Consider the following 17,437-nt stretch of genomic DNA (forward strand, 5'->3'; position numbering starts at 1 on the left):
GGGAGGGCGTGCGCGGGTGAACTCCTCATCGCGCGGCCTCCGCCAAGGTGCTGGTCGTCGGTGCTGTCCGCTGACGGCGCGTGAGCCGGACGAACACCGGATCGGGAGTATTGGAGATCTCCGGGTTCTCGCGCACCCGCAGCCCGTTCACGAGTTCGATGTCGTAGCGCGACAACAACATCGCGAGCCCAATGCGCACCTCCACCAGCGCCATGTGCTGGCCGACGCACAGGTGCGCGCCCCAGCCGAAGGGGAAGTACCGGAACGGCGGACGCGCCTTGGCGTTCTCCTTCGTGAACCGGTCCGGATCGAAGGTGAGCGGCGATTCCCAGAAATCCGGGAAGCGGTGGTTCACGAACGGGCTGATCACCACGATCGCCCCCGGCTCCAGATCGAAGGTGTCGAAACTGTCGGCCTCGATCGCGGTCCGGCTGAACGCCCAGGCGGGCGGATGCAGGCGCATCGCCTCATCGATCGCACGCCCGGTCAGCTCCAGCGACGGCACCGCGTTCTCGATCTCCGTCCCGCCGAGCACAGCGTCGATTTCGGCACGCACCCGCGACAGCACCGCGGGGTTGCGGCACAGCTCGTAGACCGACCAGGCCAGCGCGCCCCCCGTGGTCTCGTGTCCGGCCAGCAGGAAGGTCAGCACCTCGTGCCGGAGTTGTTCGTCGTCCATGGCGTGGCCCGCGTCGTCCCGCGCGGTCAGCAGTCGTCCGAGCAGCGAATCCGCCTGCCCCGCATTCGAATTCCGGTTGCCCTTGATGACGTCGTCGACCACCCGGTGCAGTCGAGCAAGTACGCCGAGGAAACGCCGATTCGCCGGGGTCGGCACGGTGGGCGGCACCTGGAGGGGGGCCGCCATATGGCGCATCACCCAGGCGACGCCGTTACGCACGTCGTCCTCGATCTGCGGCAGTATGCCGTCGATATCGGCGCCCATCACCGCGCGGCACACCACATCCGCGGCGAATCCCATGACCTCGGGCACCAGATCGAACGGCGCGCCATCGGCCGCGTGTGCGTCGAGCCGCTCGAGCATGCGCTGCCCGCACTCGACCATGAGTGGAATCTCGGCATCGACATGCCTGCGCGCGAAAGCCGGTTTGATCAGCGCACGCTGACGTTTCCAGAGTTCACCGCCGCTGGTGAGCAGCCCCGGCCCGAGCAGATAGTTCAAACTCTGGTAGCTGATGCCCTTGCGATACTTGGCGGCTCCGGTGACCAGCACCTGGTTGATGTGATCGGGATCGACGAGCAGGTGGACGTGCTGATTGACCAGCCGCAGCCGCACGCTGCCGCCGTAGGCGACGGCCTGTTCGTAGAACAGGGTCAGCGGATCGGCCCGGTAGGCCGGATAGGCACCGAGCGGATGACGCGGCGCTGGTCCCGCGAGGGTACGTGTCCGCGCCGCTCGCCGACTCATCCGACTCCCCCGGCTTCGGCCAATTCCCTGGCCGGTGGTTCGACGAAAAGGGTGCGGGCCTGGGCTCGCTGCACTTTCCCGCTCGTCGTCTTCGGGACGCTGCGCGGCGGAACCACCACGACATCGGCGGCCAATACCCCGGTGCGTTTGCTGACCGCGACCCGCACCGCGCGCCGCAACGCGTCGTGCTCGACGGCGTCGAGGGCGGATTCGATGATGAGATGCAATTCCTCGGACAGCCCGTCCGCGTCCGACACTCCGACCGCGGCGACCCCACCGAGTCGCACGCCGGGTACCTCCTCGGCCGCGATCTCGAAATCGGTGGGCAGATAGTTCGCGCCCCGGATGATGATCAGATCTTTCTGTCTGCCGGTGATCCGCAATCGACCATCGCGCAGGTAGCCGATATCGCCGGTGTCCCACCATCCGTCGGCGAAGGCCGCCGCCGTCGCCTCGGGCAGCCGGAAGTAGCCGACGGTCATCGACGGACCGCGGAACTGGATTCGCCCGACAACGTCGTCGACGCAGGGCGCGCCGTCGGCGTCCACAACGCGCACTTCGGTGCCGAGCACCGGCGCGCCGCAGTCGACGATCCGCAAGGCATCCGGGTCGTCGACCGGAATATCGAGGACGACACCGTCTCCGGTGAGGGCGCGCCGGGAGACGGAGTCGAAGGCGACCGGCGCGTGCGGACGCGAAACCGTCACGGCCAGCGCTGCTTCCGCCATGCCGTAGCAGGGTACGAGCGCGTCCTCGGGCAACCCCCACGCGCGGAAGCGGTCGACGAACCGCTGCACGGTGGGCGCGTGGATCGGCTCCGCTCCGCAGAACAGGAACCGCCAGCTCGACAGGTCCACCCCGGCCATTTCCTCGTCCGTGATCCGGGCCGCGGCGTATCCGTAGGCGAAATTCGGTGCGGCGGTGAATGTTCCGCGATAGCGTCCGACCGCGCGCAGCCAGTCTCCCGGTTTGCGCAGGAATCGGCTCGGCGGCATCACGACCGCGTCGTTGGCGGTGAACATGGAGGTGAGGAAACCCCCGATCAGCCCCATATCGTGATGCAGGGGCAGCCATCCGACCCAGACGTCACCGGTGTCCATCGCGGCGGCCGAGGCGATCTGTTCGCAGTTGGCGGCGAGATTGGCATGGGTGATCTGCACACCCTTCGGCGTTCCCGTGGAACCCGAGGTCGACTGGATGAACGCGATATCGCCGGGTTCGGGCAGCCGGGGCGCGACCGTCGGCGCGGTCGGCGACACCGCCGATTCGTACAGCAGCGCGCTGTCGACCGCCGCGACACCGGCGGGCACTGCGGCGGCCTCGAGCACCCCGGCCGCGGCGACGACCGCCGCCGGCTCGAGGTAGGCGAGCAGGCGTCCGAACCTGACGTAGAACAGGTCCGACGAACCGAATCCGCCGGGCGTGGCGACCGCGGTGGGCACCGCGCCGAGCACGAGCGCGCCGAAGAACGCCGTCACGAATTCCGGTGACGTGGGCAGGCACAGCATCACCCGATCGCCCGCCCGCACCCCCGCGTCGGCCAATGCCGCCGCGCAGCGGCAGGCCGCTGCCGCGAGATCGTCGTGACGCCAGCGGATATCACCGGCCGCGTCGTCCCCGCCACGTTCGCGGACGAAGATCGTGGACGGCGCGTCCGCACCGCGTTCGGCATTCGCGAACAGGGCGTGCACGATACTGCGATGCCGGGGGCGTAACGGTGCGCTCATGATTCGGCCCGCACGTAGGCGACGATGTCGTCGACCGTATTCAACCGCGACGCGGCGTCTTCGGGAATCTCGATGCCGAAGGCCTGCTCGAGCTGGATGGTCAACTCGATGGCCGTCGGCGAGTCGAGGCCGTAGTCGATCAGTTGTGCGGCGGAGCGGATTTCGTCCGCGGCGACCCACAGCACCTCACCGACGATGGCACGGACCCTGGACTCGATCTCGGCCGCTGGACGGGTTTGCGCACTCATCCGAAGAGTTTTCCTTCCATGACACAGGCGCGCACCGACTCGTCCAGGTCGACACCGTCGCCGGTATCGATGCGATGGAATCCGACCTCGGGGAACGCCAGGGTGAGGGTGTCGCGTACTCGCAGATATCCCTCGCGCAGCGTCGCGAGGCGCTCGGCGGTTTCGTGCGCCTCCGTGGGACTGTCGCCGGAGCGCTCCGCGCATCGGGCGGCGGCCTGTTCCGGCGCGACGTCGAGCCAGAGCACGGCGTCGGGCAGGGTGGTACGGAATCGGGCCGCGAATCCGGCGACCGACGCCGTGACCTCGCGTCCGACCAGGTCCGCGATCTCCGAGAGCAGCAGCCAGATGTCCGGCGCGCTGCCCAACCGGTTGGACTGGCTGCGCTGCCACGCCAGGATGTCGTCGAAGGTGCCGGGGCGGTGCCGTTCCAGCACCGCCGCGATCTCGTGTTCGCGGTCGTGGCCGTTCCAGTCGGGACGGGCGAGCGCCACATACAGCGGTCCGTAGACCAGCAGTTCGATCAGCGGATGACGTTCGAATACCAGGACGTCGGGCGACCACGTGTCGAGGAAATGCCGTTCCACCGGACCGAACAGCGTCATCTGCAGGTACATGGCGGTGGCTTTCATCTCCAGGCTGGAGATTTCGTCGCATCCGACGCTGAACGCCTTGAGCTGCCTGGACAGATCGGTGAGTGGGACATCGCGGGTGTTGTGGAAATCCGGGCAGGTCATGGCCGCGAAGGCCTCCGGATCCGCGGCCGGGGACAGTTGGCGCAACCGCGCCATGACCGAGGATTTGCCCGCCCCGTCGATGCCGACGATCGCGACACGACGGGTCATCGGTCGTCCTCCCGCAGCTGGGCCAGGATATCCCTGGTGATGTCGGCGGGGGCGGCGGTGCCGTCCAGGCGCACCCAGCGCAGTTCTTCCGACAGCGCCTCCAGCGCGTCGTGGCTGTTCTGCTGGAAGTCCAGGAAGGCCTTCTCGTCGCCGTAGCCGCTCTCGTAATCGCTGCGCAATTGCTTGCGGCCCAGCGCATCCTGCGGGCTGACGGTGAGATAGAAGGTGCGGTCAGGTTCCGGGAAACCCGCGGTGAGCTGACGCAGGACCGCGGGATCGCCGCCGTGGGCGACCTCGGTGGCGTAGTACTTGTACCAGTACGCGTTCGCCAGCATGATGTCGACGCCGCGGGCCGCGGCGAGGTCGAACGACAACTGCATCGCGTGGAACAGGAAATGCGCCCGGCTCAGCGGCGACAGGATCTTGAGGTAGCCGTAGATCTCAGATGGGTTGCGCCACGGCAGTTTCGACGACACCTTCGGATCGAGGAACGCGTCCCAGATGGTCACCGCGGCCACGCTCTGGCCCTGCGCCTCGAATTCCGCCGCGATCCGCGCCACCTGGGTGGTCTTGCCGGAGCCGTCGGCCCCCGCGATGCAGATCAGTCGCTTGCGTGCGGTCAGTTGTTCATCCCTTCTCGGTGCGGGCCTGGCAGCGTCTCGCGGTGGCGCGGTGGCGGGTTCCCTCGGCGCGGTGGTTTCCGCGACACTCTCGGGTTCGGTGTCCAGTACGGTGATGACGCCGCCGCTGCCATCGACGCGGATGCGCTGCCCGGAACGGATGGCCGTGGTGGCCCCCGCGACATTGAGCACCGCCGGTATCCCGTACTCGCGGCCGATCACCGCCGCATGCGACAGCATGCCCCCGACCTCGGTGACCACCGCGGCGACCAGGCCGAGAGCCGGGGTCCAGCCGGGATCGGTGAAGCGGGTGACGAGAATATCGCCCTCGCGCAGTTGGTCGATATCGGACAGCGAGGTGATCACCCGCGCGGTGCCCTCGGCGATCCCCGGGCTGCATCCGAGTCCGGTCAGATCGCCGTCGCCGATCTCACGGACCGCCCCGACGGTCACCCCGCCGCCGAGTTCGTGCGGCGGAACGAGATCGCGGTAGCCGGCGTATACCGCACGGCGATAGGCGATCGCGCCGGTCAACTCGGACACCTCGATCTTGCCCGCGACCAGATCGCTCAGTTCGTGAATGCTCAGCTGGAAGACGTCCTCGGCATTGTCCACAGTGCCCGCCGCGGCCAGCCGCACACCCACTTCCACGACATAGGCGCGCACGATCGCGTAACACTGCGAGGAGAATTCGCGCATCCGTTCCCGTGCGACGAGATACCGCCGCATCCGGTCGACATTCTTGTCGAGCCCCTTCGCGAACTTCATCCGCGCCAGTGGCTTGGCCCGAACGCGCGCCCGGACCGAAGCCAGCTCGTCCTCGTAGCGCTTGCGCTGATCCACCAGCGTCACATCGGGATCCGCGGGCGGGGTGCCGTGTTCGAGCATGATCGAAATCATCGAACGCACCCGCTCGGGAGCCTCGGACCAGCGCGGGCAGGTCAGATCGAGTTCGGCGTCGGCGTGAAAACCCTGCTCGGCGAGGAATTCCGCGAGCGCGCCATCCCATTCGGCGCTGTCGAGGCCGTGGTCGCGGGCCACACCGTGCAGCACGACGATCGCCCGCTGCAACTGCATATGACTGATATCGGCCAGTCCGCCCATCAGATCGATGGCCGAGGTCGTGCCGCCGGTCGCGGCGTCGACCTTGTCCAGCGCCTGCTTGAAATCGGTCTGCACGCTGGAGTTGTTGTAGATGGTGGTGAAGTAGGTGCGCTCGGTGGCGGCGTGGAAGGTCAGCAGGCAGTCGGTGAGATCGGTGGCGAAAGTGGCCTCGTCGGTCTGCGCCAAGTCCCGTACCCGCTCACGCCAACTGGCGTACTTCGCGGGCCATTCCGCCGCGAACGCGTCGACCGCGGCCAATTGGTCCCGGTAGCTCTGCTGCACCGCGATCGCCGCGGGCAACGCCTTGGCGATGGTCTTGGCATTGGTCGGGGTGCGATGAGGGCCGTCGGGCCCGTACTCGTTCAGCACTCCCAGGTCGTCGTCGAAATGCTGCTCGTCGAAACCGGGAATCTTGAAGAAGCACTGCTTGACCGCACTGACATTCCAGTAGGCGCGGCCGTAGTACATGGCCATCCAATCCGGTTCGACACCGGGATCGGCGAGCTTCAGCCGTTCGAAGAACGACTGCATCGAATACTGGAAGGCGTTGTCGTACAGGGAGAACATCAGCGGCGTGCAGACACGGGCGGAGACGCCGCCGTCGCGCAGATCGGCATCGGAGAACTGATCGATATCGGTGCGCCAGCTGACCGCGGTGATGGCCCGAGCCTGGAGCAACCACAATTTCCCCGCGCCGTCGATGGCCCATTCGATGTCCTGGGGACGGTGCCGGTGCGCCTGCACCGCCAACATCAGGGCGGCCAGTTCGGCGGTGGCGGTCGGCTCGAGGTCGATGTCCTCACCGCCCGCGTCGCGCTCGACGACGCTGCCGTCGACCAGTCGCAGCGTGTACCGCGTCGGGGTGACGTGGCCGGAGACCAGCCGCTCCCCCAGCCCGGCACAGCATTCGACGACGGCGTTGTCCTCGATGCCGCTCAGCGCGTCGATGCTGAAACCCACACCGGCGTAGCGGGCATCGACCATGCGCTGGACGAGTACCGCCACCGACGCCGTGGCCTCGGTGTAGCCGTGTTTGGCGAGATAGGTCGTGACACGGTCGTTGTGCACCGAATCCCTGCATTCGGCGATATGTTCGCGCAATGCCGACACCTCGGTGATGTCCAGGTACGACTCGTACTGTCCGGCGAAGCTGGCGTCGTCCAGATCCTCCAGTACCCCGCTCGAACGCGCGGCGACCGGGAATCCGCCCAGCGCCTGCACCCAGCGGGTCAGATCGTCATCGCTCACCGCGCCGAGATCGAGGTCGGCGGGCAGTACGAAGCCCGGCGGCACCTCGAAACCCGCGACGACGAGTTCGTGCAGGGTCGCGGCCTTGCCGCCCGCGCGTTCAGGGGTGAAATCGGCCGCGCCGAGGAACATCGGCGCGGACGTTGGACTTTCGGACACGGTGGGGGCTCCTGTCGGAAGCAGAACCGGGCGTACCTCGTGGCGTGCCGCCAACTCACGGGCGGCCATGACCCCCGCGACGGTCAGTCCGCCGTAGGACGGACTCACCGTGCCCGGCTCGAAGCCGAGCAGCAGAGTTTCGGCCATACACGCGTAGACGACTCCGGCGGGTAATCCGGTTTCTGGGAAGGGAGGGGTCTGGCCGAGCGGCAGCGCCATGCGACCGCCGGAGACCAGCGTGACGTGGGGAAGGTCCGCCACCGCGGGATCCACGTCGCCGGGGACAGCGAGGTCGTAGACCAGAACCGGATGATCGGTGGCGAGCAGATCCGGAGTCAGCAGGGGGACAGCGGAATTCGTCGCCGTCAGCACGATGTGGCATTCGCGTAACACAGCGAGGTCCTCGCTGACTTCCAGCACGCCGGGACCAACCGTCGCGGTCAGGTCGGAGGCGACCTTGCGCAGTCGCCGGGCCGAGCCCTTCCTGCCGACCAGGGTCACCGAATCGGCCAACGGGGCGATCAATTCGGCCATCACGGCGCCGATATTGCCCAGCGCGCCGAGTATGCCGACCCGTCGCTGTCCGGGGGCGAGTCGTTCCAGCTCGGCGCGCACCACCTCGAAGGCGCACGCGGCGGTGAGCGAATTTCCCGATGTCACTGTGACGGTATCCTCGACCACATCGCGCGAGGCGTTGGTCACGATCGAGGTGTAGCCGCCCAGCCCGATGACTTCGGCGCCCAAGGTGATCGCCTGCTCGACACCTTCCAGGACCAGATCACGCAACCACGACCGGTGCCCGGCCCGCTGGCATTCGATGATCTGCTCGGCCGAGATGGGGACGGCGATCAGGCAGACCTCGACGGTGGCGCCGGTCGGCGAGGTGACCAGTTGCCTGGTCAGTTCGAAGGGTTCGGCGACACCGCGCAACCGCTCGAAGAGTGCGGCGAACTGCTCGTCGGACCACGCGGCGAGTTCCGGTGCGAATCGCCGCAGATCGGCGGCCTCGGGCAGATTGGCGAGGAAGGCGACCCTGGTCGGCGCGTCCCAGGCGCGCGCGACATCGGGCAGGCGCCGCTGCGACGGCGATTTCTGTTCCGGCACCGGCCAACCGGTGACGGCGGGTACCGCGAGGTGCGCGAGCAGGGCGGCCAGATCGCCGCGGTGCAGCAGCGCCGCTAATTCGTCGAGCGCGGTTTCCACCCGGGCCAGGTCCGCTTCGGCCAGGAAAGCCGAGGGCTGGATCCGCAGGGTGGTCGGTGCGGATAGGGTGGGCAGCATCCGAATCCGATGGGTATGCAGCAGGTAGCCCGCGACCACGTAGCCGAACATGTCGGGATCACAGATCTCGCGCAGCAGCGCGGATTCCGGCGTCGGCGCGATCAGCTCGATACCCTGCAACAGTCCGCGGCCGCGCACCCCCGCGATGACACGCGGCCATCGGTCGGCTACCCCGTCCAATCGGGCGCGCAACCGCGCTCCGACATCGGAGATGCGGATCTGGTTGTCGCGTAACAGATCCAGTGCCGCCTCGGCGACGGCGCAGGACAGTTCGTCGTCGGCGAAGGTCGATGTGTGGTATCGGCCGAAGTCGGAGACGGACGCGGCGCGGTCCACCAGCAGGGCCGAGATCTTCACCAGACCGCCGCCGAGCGACTTGGACAGCAGGTAATAGTCCGCCGCGACACCCGAGGGCGCCGAGGCCAGAAAGGTCCCCGTCCGGCCCATTCCCGATTGGATCTCATCGAAGACGAGTGCGGCCGAATGCCGATCGGCCAGGGCGCGCATGGCGACAAGGGTGTGCGCGGGCACTTCGCGAACCCCGCCTTCCCCCTGGATCGGCTCGGCGAAGACCGCGGCGATCGGTGACACCGATGTCTGAGACATCAACGGCCGACCCGCTCCGTCCACGGTGATGCGGTACACGGGACGAAGTTCCGCGGCGAACGCCTGCGCGACCGACTCGGGAGCCCAGTCCGCCAGCCGGTGCCGTTCCGGACCCGGTACCACCAGATCCGCAGGTGTATCGGCCTGTTCGGTCAGCGCGAAGGCGCCCGCCGACTTACCGTGGAAGGCATTCGCCAGCGAGATGTACACCGGCCCCCGAGCGGCGACCTCGTCGACGACTCGCAGTGATTCTTCGAGGATTTCGGCAGCCGACCGCAGCGCGTCGGCGTCGGAACCGAATACCGTCCCAGCCGCCGCGATCGGACGCACCGCGTGCAGTCCGTCACGGCGGACCTGTCGCAGCGTTCGGCGCAACTCGGTCCGCAGATCCGCCAGTTTCCTGGCATGCGCGACGGCCGCGTGCCGTATCGCGGCCTCCACCGCGTCGGCGCCGGTCGACCCGAGGGTGACCACGTATTCCCCGCCGGTCGTCATGGCGACCAAGTCCGAAAGCCGGTGCGCGAGACGAGCGACGCCGGGGCGCACGCTGCCCTGCGAGACGAAAGGTCGCTGCTGGTTCAGCTGGGCTGTCGCCACTCGCACCAGCGTCGGATGATTGTGCCCGAACAGGGCCGCCCCGAAGCCTCCTACCAGGTCGAGCACCCGGACGCCGTCCGCGCGAATCAGATGGTCGCCCTCGGCGCCCGCGTACACGACATCCAGATGGCAGGCGCGAAGTAACCGCGCCAGACCCGGGCGATTGTGCCGGGCGAAGTCGTCGAACAACTCCCGTGTCGCGTCCGGCGACACCGGGGCGCTGCCGGCTTCGGATCGAGCTCTCGATACCACGGAAGCTACGCCCCGACCTCGGTGCGGCTCCCCCGCTTGGCCGACACGCACTCGATCACATCCCGCGCGGTATGCAGCGTGGCGACCTCCTCGTCGAGCAGATCGATGTCGAACACGCGCTCCAGTTCTATGACGATTTCGGCGGACCGCACGGAGTCGAGGCCATAATCCAGTAATGGTGTGTCGATGTCGATATCGGCAACTCGGAGACCTACACGAAAAAGTTCGCACACCCGCTCGGCAACGTCATCGGACACAATCATTTCACCCCTCCGGCCACGGCCGAGCCTCGCGCTTCGGCCATCGGCACAACACGTCCGGCCCCAATGCCCGATAACGGGCACATCTCAAAAATTCCCTGGTCAATGCATGATTTGACGCCAGTCGAGACCGCGATCACTAGCCCTCCGATATCGACAACCCGAGACTGTCATGCCTCATACTCGTCACTTCGCACAGCTGTCATCGATCACAGCCGCGCCATGACCAATCTCTACACCGCCGATCCATCGGCGGCAATTCCAAATGCACTGCCACACAGTATGTCTCAAGCTGAAGCAATTCTCTGGCAAACCATTCTCGCCAATGTGAACGAATGTGCCATCACTTTCATCGATGACACATGGACGCAACGCGTCCCAGACAATTTCCCCAGCGCCCGGGGCACATGAATTTACGCACATCGCACATCCGAAGCCGCTGGACGTTCCGAATCGCGGAAACCCCGCTGTTCACGGTCAGTTCAACAGAATGTCCAGTAGGTGCGAAACCCGACCTGTCGGTATTTATATACTCGAATTCACCTCCTATCACAGCTGAACGTGAATCGCGATTCGTTAACGCTGTTTTTACGCCGAGAAGAACCGGGTCGAGACCGATAGAACGGGCGGCAAACGATGCGTCCACGCCGCGAATGTGACGGCTTTCATTACCCATCGGTAGACAACGGACCGCACGACGCGGCACGAGCCTCCCGCGGGGGACTCGATCCCGATCGCACGGAACCAGCCGAATCGGTCCATTCCTTCCTCGATGCAGTTAGTGTGAATGCGTTGCACAGCAATTTTCGGGGGCGGAAGGAGTCGTCAATGGCCGTCGATAGCTCGGCACGACCGAGTCTTACCCTGTCGGGTAAGCCGATGTCGTCACCGCTGCAGGACATACGCGCACTGTCACGTCAGATGGTGGGCCATTTCGTGGAGAACGTGGCGCCCTGCGGGACGCTACCCGGCGACGCGATCTCCGGAGATGTCACCGCGATCACCCGCGTATGCCTCGAGTTCGCGGTGAGCATGCTCGACGGCAGGGATATTCCCACCAAGCTCCAGCGCTTACAGGACGCCGCGGCAGGCTGGGCTCGTGAAGGCGTGCCGATCGACACCATCCACCACTCGATCCACGAAGGTTTCAAGATCGGACTGGATCTCGTCGTCTCCGGCGCGACGATCAAGGATTACGACAATCTCGTCGTCGGTGCCAAAGCCGTGCTCGAGATGCTCGACCAGATCACCTCGGCCATTTCCGTCGCATACGTGCGCGAACTGCGCTCCGTGGTCAGCGAACACCACACCGCGGTGCACACGCTCACCTCGGCGCTACTCGGCGGACACAGCACCTCGACCATGGCGAGGGAATGCGGAATCGCGATAGCGGATTCGTATGCCGTCGTCGCGGTAGCAATCCCGCCGCATCGCGAGGAACGCAACCCCGCGGTGGACGGCCAGGTGGTCGCACGAAGGAAACTCCGGCGGGTCCAAGCCGAACTCGCCACGCGATGCGGCAACAGCGCACTGTCGCTCCTCAGTGTGGACGGCGGCACGGTGCTCATACCGTCGGCGATGTTCGACAATGCCGAACTCGATGCCCTCATCACCCACCTGTCGCATGCCGCGCAGGTCGGCATCACCGCGACGATGATCGACGCCACGCCCGAGCAGATCCCGAACGCCGCCGACCAGGCCCACGAACTCCTCGATATGGTGCAGCGGTTGGAGGCGATGCCCGGCATGTACCGGTTCGACGAGCTCGCCCTCGAATACCAGCTCACCCGCCCCGGACCGGGGCGCGAATACCTCGGCTCCCTGCTGGATCCGCTGGACGAGCACCCCGAACTCCTCGAGACATTGCAGCGGCATATCGCCAACAACCTCAACCGCCAGCGCACCGCACGAGTTCTGCACGTGCACACCAACACCGTCGACTATCGACTCAAGCGTATCGGCCAACTGACCGGATTCGACCCGTCCCAGCCCTCCGGACTGTGGTACCTGCGCTCGGCGCTGGTCGCCCGCACCTATCGCGCATAGTCGGTGCGGGCGACGGTATTCGCGGCCGGGGACGGGTCGTTGCGACTTATTCTCGTCGCGTCGCGGTCATCGCCGACTCCTCGACCCTCGTCATGAACTGTTCGAGGATCGGCCCGATGACGGCCAACGCCTCCGGATGGGTCAATTCGAGGTGACGTGCGTCGACGACGGTGTTGTGGATGTCGCCGGTGACGTAGGGCCGCCACGTCCTGGCGATGGCGTCGTGGTCGGTGCGATCCCGACCCGCGGTGAAGACGACGAGATCACCGTCGAAGACTTCGGGACGATAGGCGTCGGCGATATCGCCCGCCGTCTCGAAGCTGTCCATCAACCGGTCGACCTGCTCGGCGGTGAACATTCCCGTCCCGACGACCTGGTCGCGGATGACCGCCCATGCCTGCTCGTGGGTCTCGGCGGCGACAGCGTCACCGAGGTCGAACAGCTCGCGCCAACCACCGAGCAGATCCGCCATCAACTCCCCCGGCGCATGATCGTCGGAGGGTCCGGTGCCCGAACCGGTGCTCTCGGACCATCCGACCACACTGTCCAGCACTGCCAGCATTCCGACGACGTCGCCGTCACGCTGCAGACGTATCGCCATGGCATGGGCGATCTCTCCGCCCAGTGACCAGCCGAGCAGGTGATACGGTCCGCTCGGTTGCACCCGGCGAATTTCGGCCACATACCGCTCGGCCAACGCCTCCACCGAATCCGCGCACGCTTCACCCTCGACGACATGGGGATCCTGCAACCCGTACATCGGCCTGTCCCGGTGCAGATGTTCGACCAGCCCGCCGTAGAACCATGCCAAGCCACCGGCCGGATGAACGCCGAATACCGCGGGTTCGGTCCCGCCCGCGCGCAGCGGGAGCAACACCTGCAGACCGGAACCGCCTTCCGCCTCGTCGGCCCGGCGCGCCAGCGCCTCGGGTGTGGCATCGTCGAACATCCACGGCAGCGAGATCCTCACGCCGCGGGCACGCAACTCGATCACCACACTCGTCGCGAGCAGTGAATTGCCGCCGAGGTCGAAGAATCCATTCGTCGCCCCGACCCGCTGGACACCGAGAACCTGCTCGTAGACCTCGCCGATCACCTTCTCGGTCCGGGTGCGCGGTGCGACGAATTCGATGACCGAGTCACCGAAATCAGGACTCGGCAACGCTTTGCGATCGAGTTTGCCGTTGATCGTCAACGGCAGCTCGGGCAGCGTCAGCACCACCGACGGCACCATATAGCTCGTCAACACCCGCGCGGCCGTCGCGCGGATCTCCGCGGGATCTACTCCGTCCGCGTCGAGGACGACATAGCCGATCAGCTGATCGACGCCTCGATCGTGACGGTGCACCGCGGCGGCGGCCTGGGTGACCCCCGGATGCCGCAGCAGCGCCGACTCCACCTCACCCAACTCGATCCTGAACCCACGCAACTGCACCTGTGCGTCGGCCCGGCCCGCGTAGGACAACTCCAGTCCGTTCGCCGATGGCCGCCAGCGCGCCGTGTCACCCGAACGGTACAGACGAGAGCCGTCCGGCCCGAACGGATTCGCCACGAATCGACTCGAGGTCAACGCCTCGGCGCCGAGGTAACCGCGCGAGAGCTGCTCACCCGCGATATACATCTCCCCCACGACCCCGATCGGGGCCGGGCGCAGCCGGTCGTCGAGCACGTAGACGCGCAATCCCGGCAGCGGCCTGCCGATTCCCGTGTTGTCCGCGGGCGCGATCCCGTCGGAGCTCGCACCGCCGAGTTCGGCGAAGGTCACATGCACGGTCGTCTCGGTGATCCCGTACATATTCACCACACGCGGAGAATCCGGCTCGTGCGCCTCGTACCACCCCGTGAGCCTCGAGGTATCGAGGGCCTCCCCGCCGAGGACGACATACCGCAGAGCGAGTTCACCCGCCGCGCAACCGGATTCCCGATATCGCCGCTCGGCATCGGCGAATCCGTAGAACGCCGACGGAGTCTGGCTCAACACCGTCACCCGCTCCCTGGCCAGCAAGCTCACCAACGCCTCCGGCGACCTCGACGTGTCGTAGTCGACGACGACCACGCGCCCGCCGGACACCAGCGGGCCCCACATCTCCCATACCGCGAAATCGAAGGCGTACGAATGGAACATCGTCCACGCGTCGTCAGGCCCGGTATCGAATCGCTCGGCGGCGTGGGTGAACAATGTGACCGCCTGGCGGTGACTGACGACGACGCCCTTGGGGCGGCCGGTCGAACCCGAGGTGTAGATCACATAGGCGATATTGTCCGGCCCGGCCCCCGGCGCGAGGACACACGGCGCTCCCGCGTCGGCATCGGCGCAATCCTCGACGAATACCACCGGTACCGCGCATTCGGGCACGTCCGACGCCGTCGCCGTGGACGTCAGCACCGCCGAGGGACCGGCGTCGTCGAGGACGAACCGCAAGCGCTCCCGCGGATAGGCGAGGTCGAGCGGCAGATATCCCGCACCCGCCTTGACCACACCGAGCAGACCGACGACCAGCTCGATCGACCGCGACAATGCCACGGCCACCAGCGATTCCGGGCCGACCCCGCACTCGGCCAGCCGTACCGCCACGGCGGTGGCGCGCCGATCCAGCTCCGCGTAGGTCAGCCGCGAGGCGCCATCGGTCACCGCGACCGCGTCCGGCCGCGCGGTCACACGGTCGGAGAACAGCTGTGCCAGCGTCACCTCCGGCACCGCGACGCCCGTGGTACCCGCCGCGTCGAGGATCTCGCGCCGCTGCTCGGGATCGCCGAGGTCGATATCGCCGACGACGATCGCCGGATCCTCGGACACGGTCTCCAGAATTCGCACGAACGCGCGGGCGAAGCGGTGCATCGTTTCCGCGACGAACAGATCACTGGCGAAGGTCAGACGGCCCGACATTCCTGTCCGCGCGCCGCTGTCGTCGAATCGGTCGACAAGTTTGACGTTCAGGTCCGCCTGCGCCTGTTCGTATCCGTGCTCGATCGGTTCGATGACCAGGTCCGGCAATGTCAACGCGACGGAGCTCAGATTCTGGACATCCAGCGTCACCTGGTACACCGGGAGGTGCGCGGTGGACCTGGGCGGGTTGAGCATCTCCACGACCTGGTCGAAGGTCACATCGGCGTGGGCGAACGCGGCCACGTCCGCCTCCCTGGTCGCGGCCAGCAGATCCGCGAACGACTGCCGTGGCGCCACTCGCGACCGCAGCACGACCGTGTTCACGAACATTCCGACGAGATCGTCGAGTTCACGCTCGCCGCGACCGGACACCGGTGTGCCGACGGCGATATCGTCGACTCCGGCCAGCCTGGACAGCAGGATCGTCAGCGCGGCGTGCAGTGCCATGAACACCGTCGCGTTCGCCTGTCGTGCCATGGCGTCGATCCGCGACCACAGTTGCGCGGAGATCTCGAAATCGACCGCGTCGCCGCGCATGGAGGCGACCGGTGGGCGAGGCAGGTCGGTCGGCAGCTCGAGCAGTTCGGGCAGGCCGCCGAGTGTCTCCTTCCAGTACCGCAGTTGTTCGGAGATGGCCGAATCGGGATTGTGCTCGTCGCCGAGCATCTCGCGACGCCACAGCGAGTAGTCGGCGTACTGCACCGCGAGTGGGGGCCACATCGGTTCGGTCCCCTGCCTGCTCGCCACATACGCTGCCGCGACATCACGCGCGAGCGGCATCATCGACTGCCCATCGGCGCAGATGTGATGCACGGTGATCGCCAGGACATGATCGGCGGCGCCGAGGGCGAACAGATCCAGCCGCACCGGAGGTGCCTGCGTCACATCGAAACTCACCGAGACGGCGGCGGCGACCCGCTCCATCAATTGCGTTTCATCGACACGGACCGGTCCCAACCCGGGCACTACTTCGCGGGCATCGACAACGACCTGATGCGGTGTTCCGCCCGTCATCGGGAATTTGGTGCGCAGCGATTCGTGCCGGTCGATGACCAGTTCGCATGCGCGCCGCATGGCCTCGATATCGAGGTCGCCCTTCAGGCGAACCAGCAACGGCACGTTGTAGGCCGCGACCGATGTGTCGAACTGGTTGAAGAACCACATCCGCTGCTGCGCGGGGGAAAGCGGTACCAGTTCCGGACGTTCGCGAGGGATCAACGGCACGCGATCGACCCGATCGCCAGCGCCCACTCGCGCGGCGAGCGCATTGACCGTCGGCGCTTCGAACAGATCGCGGACACCGACGCGGACACCGAGCGCCGCACTCAACCGAGCGACGGCCCGTGTCGCGGACAGCGAATTGCCGCCGAGGTCGAAGAAGCCGTCCATCGCGCCAACCTTCTCGACGTCGAGTACCTCCCCGAATATCTCGGCGACGACGCACTCGATCCCGGTGCCGGGGGCCACCCACTCGCGGCGTTCCACGAAGTCCGGGGCGGGCAGCGCGCGGCGATCGAGTTTGCCGGTCGTGGTGAGCGGAAGCGCGTCGAGCACCACGAACACATCCGGGACCATATGCGAGGGCAACCGTGTCCGAGCGGCGGCCTCGACATCGGCCGCATCGATATCGGCCTCGCCGAGGAGATAGGCGGCCAGCCGGTCGATACCGCGTTCGTCGCTACGCAACGCGACGACAGCCTGTTTCACGGCGGGGTGTGTGGTGAGGACGGATTCGATCTCCCCCAACTCCACCCGCTGACCACGCACCTTCACCTGGAAATCAGCTCGCCCCACATACTCCAACACCCCACCCTCGACCCACCGCACCACATCACCAGTCCGATACATACGAGCACCCACACCAAACGGCGCAGCAACAAACACACCCGCCGTCAAACCACCACGACCCACATACCCCCGCGCCACACCCGGCCCCGACACATACAACTCACCCACCACACCCACCGGAACCGGCCGCAACCACCGATCCAACACCACACACCCCACACCACGAACCGGACCACCCAACACCACCCGACCACCCGGACACAACCGATCCGAAATCGCCACCATGATCGTGGCCTCCGTCGGCCCGTACCCGTTGTGCAACGACCGACCCGGACCCCACACCCCC

General features: G+C 66.7%; 9 protein-coding genes and 1 pseudogene. 2 read left to right on the forward strand and 8 right to left on the reverse strand.

Annotation, left to right across the window (positions count from 1 at the left end; all coding sequences use genetic code 11):
• Positions 1–25: 25 nt before the first annotated feature.
• From ABZS43_RS34660 to ABZS43_RS34685, 6 genes are read right to left on the reverse strand one after another with little or no spacing between them, the layout of a single operon-like run.
• Positions 26–1,426 carry a cytochrome P450 gene (locus ABZS43_RS34660; RefSeq protein WP_355040235.1) on the reverse strand — a complete coding sequence of 467 codons (1,401 nt, stop codon included), beginning with the start codon at positions 1,424–1,426 and terminating at the stop codon, positions 26–28.
• On the reverse strand, positions 1,423–3,153 hold the full coding sequence (locus tag ABZS43_RS34665; RefSeq protein ID WP_355040236.1) for an AMP-binding protein: 1,731 nt from the start codon (positions 3,151–3,153) through the stop codon (positions 1,423–1,425). Before ABZS43_RS34665 ends, ABZS43_RS34660 begins: the two co-directional genes overlap by 4 nt.
• The gene (locus ABZS43_RS34670) at positions 3,150–3,401 is read right to left on the reverse strand and encodes a phosphopantetheine-binding protein (protein WP_355040237.1); all 252 of its coding nucleotides are present in this window, start codon (positions 3,399–3,401) and stop codon (positions 3,150–3,152) included. The genes ABZS43_RS34665 and ABZS43_RS34670 overlap by 4 nt, the downstream gene beginning before the upstream one ends.
• The gene (locus ABZS43_RS34675) at positions 3,398–4,243 is read right to left on the reverse strand and encodes a hypothetical protein (RefSeq protein ID WP_355040238.1); all 846 of its coding nucleotides are present in this window, start codon (positions 4,241–4,243) and stop codon (positions 3,398–3,400) included. The genes ABZS43_RS34670 and ABZS43_RS34675 overlap by 4 nt, the downstream gene beginning before the upstream one ends.
• Positions 4,240–10,071 carry an aminotransferase class III-fold pyridoxal phosphate-dependent enzyme gene (locus ABZS43_RS34680; RefSeq protein ID WP_355040239.1) on the reverse strand — a complete coding sequence of 1,944 codons (5,832 nt, stop codon included), beginning with the start codon at positions 10,069–10,071 and terminating at the stop codon, positions 4,240–4,242. The genes ABZS43_RS34675 and ABZS43_RS34680 overlap by 4 nt, the downstream gene beginning before the upstream one ends.
• Positions 10,072–10,115: 44 nt before the next feature.
• Positions 10,116–10,373 carry an acyl carrier protein gene (locus tag ABZS43_RS34685; protein ID WP_355040240.1) on the reverse strand — a complete coding sequence of 86 codons (258 nt, stop codon included), beginning with the start codon at positions 10,371–10,373 and terminating at the stop codon, positions 10,116–10,118.
• A 219-nt stretch (positions 10,374–10,592) separates the two neighbouring features.
• Between ABZS43_RS34685 and ABZS43_RS34690 the strand changes: the two genes are divergently transcribed.
• Complete coding sequence (locus ABZS43_RS34690; RefSeq protein WP_355040241.1) at positions 10,593–10,781, forward strand: hypothetical protein; 189 nt, start codon at positions 10,593–10,595, stop codon at positions 10,779–10,781.
• A 417-nt stretch (positions 10,782–11,198) separates the two neighbouring features.
• Positions 11,199–12,416, forward strand: coding sequence for a helix-turn-helix domain-containing protein (locus ABZS43_RS34695; protein WP_355040242.1), 1,218 nt, complete (start codon positions 11,199–11,201; stop codon positions 12,414–12,416).
• Positions 12,417–12,462: 46 nt separating this feature from the next.
• Here the strand turns inward: ABZS43_RS34695 and ABZS43_RS34700 are convergent, their stop codons facing one another.
• Together ABZS43_RS34700 and ABZS43_RS34705 are read right to left on the reverse strand one after the other, a co-directional pair.
• The gene (locus ABZS43_RS34700; RefSeq protein ID WP_355040243.1) at positions 12,463–17,151 is read right to left on the reverse strand and encodes an amino acid adenylation domain-containing protein; all 4,689 of its coding nucleotides are present in this window, start codon (positions 17,149–17,151) and stop codon (positions 12,463–12,465) included.
• Between the two features lie 75 nt (positions 17,152–17,226).
• Positions 17,227–17,433, reverse strand: a pseudogene (locus ABZS43_RS34705) (AMP-binding protein); the annotation flags it as partial.
• Positions 17,434–17,437: the final 4 nt, after the last annotated feature.

The organism is Nocardia sp. NPDC005366 (genome assembly GCF_040606855.1).
GTDB lineage: Bacteria > Actinomycetota > Actinomycetes > Mycobacteriales > Mycobacteriaceae > Nocardia.